This window comes from Agrobacterium sp. LR_9 (assembly GCF_041954855.1).
GTDB classification, from domain to species: domain Bacteria; phylum Pseudomonadota; class Alphaproteobacteria; order Rhizobiales; family Rhizobiaceae; genus Agrobacterium; species Agrobacterium leguminum.
Window position 1 is genome coordinate 1 of sequence record NZ_JAVAYA010000049.1, and the last position, 4,296, is coordinate 4,296.

A 4,296-nucleotide genomic window follows, 5' to 3' on the forward strand; every position below is an offset into this window, starting at 1 on the left:
ATTGCCGGAATTCCAGAGATAACCCTTTTCCAGATAGGAGATCGCCGTCTTCATATCCGGCTTTTCCACGAAGGCATCGACGGTGCTGAGGTCTTTTTCGCCGTCGATCGCCTCGCCCGGCTTGATATAACCGTAGGAGGTGCGCGGTTCGGTCGGCACTAGGCCGAAGACGACGATATTGCCCTGATCGGCGGCTTTTGCGCCGAGTTTCACGGCGTCTGAGAACTTGTCGGCATCGAGCACCACATGATCGGCGGCAAGCGCCAGTACCAGGCATCCGGGCTCGCGGCGCTCGGCCAGCACGGCGGCGGCGGCCATGGCGGCGGCGCTGTCGCGGCGGGCGGGCTCCAGCACCACGGTTGCCGGTAGATCGATCTCTTCGGCCTGACGGCGGGCGAAGAACCGGAAATCCTCATTGGTGATCACCAGCGGCTCGGCGTAAAGGCCCTTGTCTCCCACCCGCTGCAGCGTCTGCTGATAGGTCGAAAGATTGCCGACCAGCGGCTGGAACTGCTTGGGCAACTGATCGCGCGATACCGGCCAAAGCCGCGAACCAGCACCGCCGGCAAGAAGAACCGGCGTGATCTTTCGAGAGTGTTCCTTCACAACAAAACCTTTCCAATGCGGCCTGATATGTCAGGGTTATGCTACGTCCGCATCGAACTGGATACTGTGCAGGCGTTTATAAAGGCCATCTGTTGCAAGTAGTTCACGCCGACTTCCTTCCTCTACGACCTGTCCATTATCCATAACGACGATCTTGTCGGCTCGGTTTATCGTTGAAAGCCGATGAGCGATGACAATAGATGTTTTGTTCAGTGTCAGGCGCTCAAGCGCGTCTCGCACAAGAGCTTCGGATTCCGAATCCAACGCACTGGTCGCCTCGTCAAGGATCAAAATATCTGCGTCCCTCAGCATGGCTCGCGCGATCGCAACACGCTGTCTCTGCCCCCCGGAAAGGCCTGAACCATTTTCACCAAGCTTGCTGTCGTAACCGTCAGGCATCTTCATGATAAATTCATGGGCATTGGCAGCCTTGGCAGCAGCAATGATCTCTTCTTCTGTCGCGCCGTCCCGACCAACGGAGATATTGTGCTTAACAGTACCCGAGAACAGAAAGGTTTCCTGACCCACATAAGATACGTGCTCGCGCAGGCTAGCAAAGGAAACATCGCGCAAATCCATGCCGTTGATTTCAACGGAACCATTCTGAGGATCGTAAAGGCGCATCATAAGATTGATGATTGTCGATTTGCCGCTTCCTGACGGACCGACCAATGCGGTCATCTTGCCGCCCTCGAAGAGTACGCTGACGTTCTTCAGAACCGGCTGCCCAGAAACATATTCGAAGCTGACGTTTCTTAGTTGCACGTCGCCACTGGCCTTGAGTAGAGGCAGGGCATCTTTCTTTTCGGCAAGCGTCAACGGCGCGTCCAGAACCTCGAACATCATGCGGACACCGATCATGCCTCCTTCGATCTGTATTCTCATACGCGCCAGACGTTTTGCTGGTTCGTAAGCAAGAAGCAAAGCGGTTATAAAGGACATCAGATCGCCCGGAGAGCCGCCTTTCTCCAGAACGGTGTAGCCGGAAACGGCAATGACGACAGCAATCGCAAGGCCGGACAGCGTTTCCATGATCGGACTGGTCGCCGCTTCAAGCTTCGCAATACCATTTGCTCGATGCTCAACGTCAGACACTGCCTTGTTCATACGTTGGCGCATAAGCTTCTCAAGCGAGAACGCTTTAATCACACGGACGCCGATGCTGGTTTCCTGCACGACGTTGACGATTTCGCCAAGCGAAGCGAGCTCAGCCTCCATGATCTTACGCACCCGGCGCAAGACAAGACGGACACTGAAGATGGCAAGAGGGCCTATAATCATCGAAATCGCGCTCAGAAGAAAATTCTGGGCGAACATCACAACGATCAAACCGATGAGCGACAACAGGTCGCGGATAAAGGACGTCACGATTGTATCGATAACGCTCCTGGCAGCCTGTGCATTGTAGGTTACCCGAACCAGCAATTCCGATGATGGCAGGTTTTGAAAGAACGATACACCTTGCTTCAGCAGGCGATCATATATTTTACGTTGCTGCTCCGCGACGATGCTGTTGCCGGCTTTGCTCAGATAGTAACTCTGAACGAACGTGGCGAGGCCCTTTACAATGAATATCGCGGCAACCGCAAAAGCAATCTCAAGGACGACGTCAAAGCCGCGCTTCAAGTAAACGCTGTTAACGATATCGCGCATGATCCAAGCGCTGAGAGAGGTCGTTGCAGCAACGACAACCATTGCCGCGATTGCCATCGAGTACCAACCGACATGCTTCCTAAAGTTCTCTTTGAACAGTCGTACCAGCAGCTTCTTGTCGTTTTGCGACAAAAATGATCCGATCACAGCGATATTCCTAATTTGTGCAGAAACTACATTTGGTGAGTGTTTATCACGTTAGACGAACAAACCCAAACGGATGGAGTGATGTTCGGTGTGTAGCGCTCATATATGATGGCTCAAGTTTCATGCTCGCAAAACTCAAAGCTTAACACTGGTCCAAATGCCGAGGCACGGCTAATCCAAAATTGGCTTAGTGCACTTAAATGGGTGATCACTAAGTGTCAATCTCCCTCTGGCGAGGATGTCATCACGCCCCGTTTCAGGCAGGGGGAAGAACGGGAGAGATTGCTGCTTTAGAGTAACCGGCAAGAAAATCCCATCTGGCGCGGCTAATGCTGATCTATCCCCATTCCGCACTCAAGATAGCTTCCCAACGGCATGGAGGGCACATCATCCATGTCAGCTGGCAGCCTTATGTCGCCACCCGTCTCTCTTTGTGGTCAAACTTTTGCACCGAATGAAGTATATCTGACGCGACATTTCGCCAGGTCCGCATTTGTGGTTTGAATTCGGCGATTTTCGTTTTCAAGGCAGCGTAGCTATCCGGCTCGAGCAACAACCCGCGAACCAAATCAGCCAATTCATCCGGTTTCTCTGGATTGAAATACAGTGCGAGTGTACCCCCTGCCTCCCTCAAGGCCGGCACATCCGCAGCAAAAGCCGGGGTCCCGCACCAAAGAGCTTCGCTAATCGGCAAGCCCCACCCTTCCATTCTGCTCGGCAAAACGAGGCCATAGGCATTTTCGTAGAGCAGACGTAATTCCGCTTGGTTCGGGTTAAGAACAAAGTGGAACTTGTCGGCTATAGGGCGAAACTTTTCCTGTTTTAAGAATTTTTCAACTCTTTTACGTCTTGCGCCTGCCAACACCAGTGCGGGCGGAACGACACCGGAAGCCTGTAATAGAAGCATGGCTTCAACAACACATTCCAAGTTCTTACGGCCGTTATAAATACCGACGCCCAGAAGGTAACGACCTGAAGGGGGTTTCTTATCTATTGGCTCAACCGTCGGCCGAAGTTCATTACAAAGCGGGATAGCGACAACGTCCTGCACTGGCGGCAATGTCCCTATCTCTGAAAAATGCTTTACTTCCCGCGCCGTAAATTCCGAATTTGTCAAAATCAGTGACGCAGCCCCGATAGCGACCTTGTTATCGTGAATAAAATTCCGCGGAAACGAAAACTGATTCCGATGTGTGAAATTATGCAATGGGATCATGTCATGGAGCATCGGAATGAAAGTGGCTTTTTCGCCCCGTTCATTCAACGCCATGATATAGTCAGACATGATTTTTGGCCTGCCCAGCGAAATCAGAATCTGCCCGTCGAGATTAACCTCCCGAACTGCACTCGCCGGAATAGTTGCCCAACGTTTGCGATTGCGATGCTCGACTATCGTGCGCACCATCCCGTAGAAAAAAGACTTCAAAAAGTTAGTATCAAAAAGATTCTGCCTCAGACGCAATGGGGTCGCGCTTGAAGGAATATTGGGATCCAGAACACCGGTTGGCGATGCGTCACCCGTACGGGGAAAAACCTCAAAAAACCGACGATGCAGCGGCGAATAGATTACATACCTTACAGATTTATCCGCCAAAGTCAGTTCATAAGCGACTTCCATTACGGTTCGCGCAATTCCGTAATATTTAAACTTGACTCCCGAATTCAGGAAAAGTTCCGACAGATCAAAAAAGACTTGGGGCATTTACCGTCCTGCCTGACGGACACTTCCGTCATGAAACATATTAGATTGCAAAAACTTACGAGCTCATATGCCACGCTGTTGCCGATCGCCCACCATGCATTTTGGCATATAGATTTTGGACAGCACATTTGTCAACGTCGAGAACCTCCTAGTGATGCAAAACTACACATTTCTGTCCAAGATATAAT

3 protein-coding genes are annotated in these 4,296 nt (G+C 51.7%); all 3 read right to left on the reverse strand.

The annotated features are described in order from the left end of the window. Positions 1–606, reverse strand: a 606-nt coding sequence (locus tag RAC79_RS25405) for a sugar phosphate nucleotidyltransferase (protein ID WP_374997682.1), incomplete at its 3' end; no start/stop codon positions are given. A gap of 36 nt (positions 607–642) precedes the next feature. Further along, on the reverse strand, positions 643–2,406 hold the full coding sequence (locus RAC79_RS25410; RefSeq protein WP_065656788.1) for an ABC transporter ATP-binding protein: 1,764 nt from the start codon (positions 2,404–2,406) through the stop codon (positions 643–645). 409 nt (positions 2,407–2,815) lie between these two features. Next, the gene (locus tag RAC79_RS25415) at positions 2,816–4,108 is read right to left on the reverse strand and encodes a glycosyltransferase family 1 protein (RefSeq protein ID WP_065656789.1); all 1,293 of its coding nucleotides are present in this window, start codon (positions 4,106–4,108) and stop codon (positions 2,816–2,818) included. Positions 4,109–4,296 lie beyond the last annotated feature (188 nt).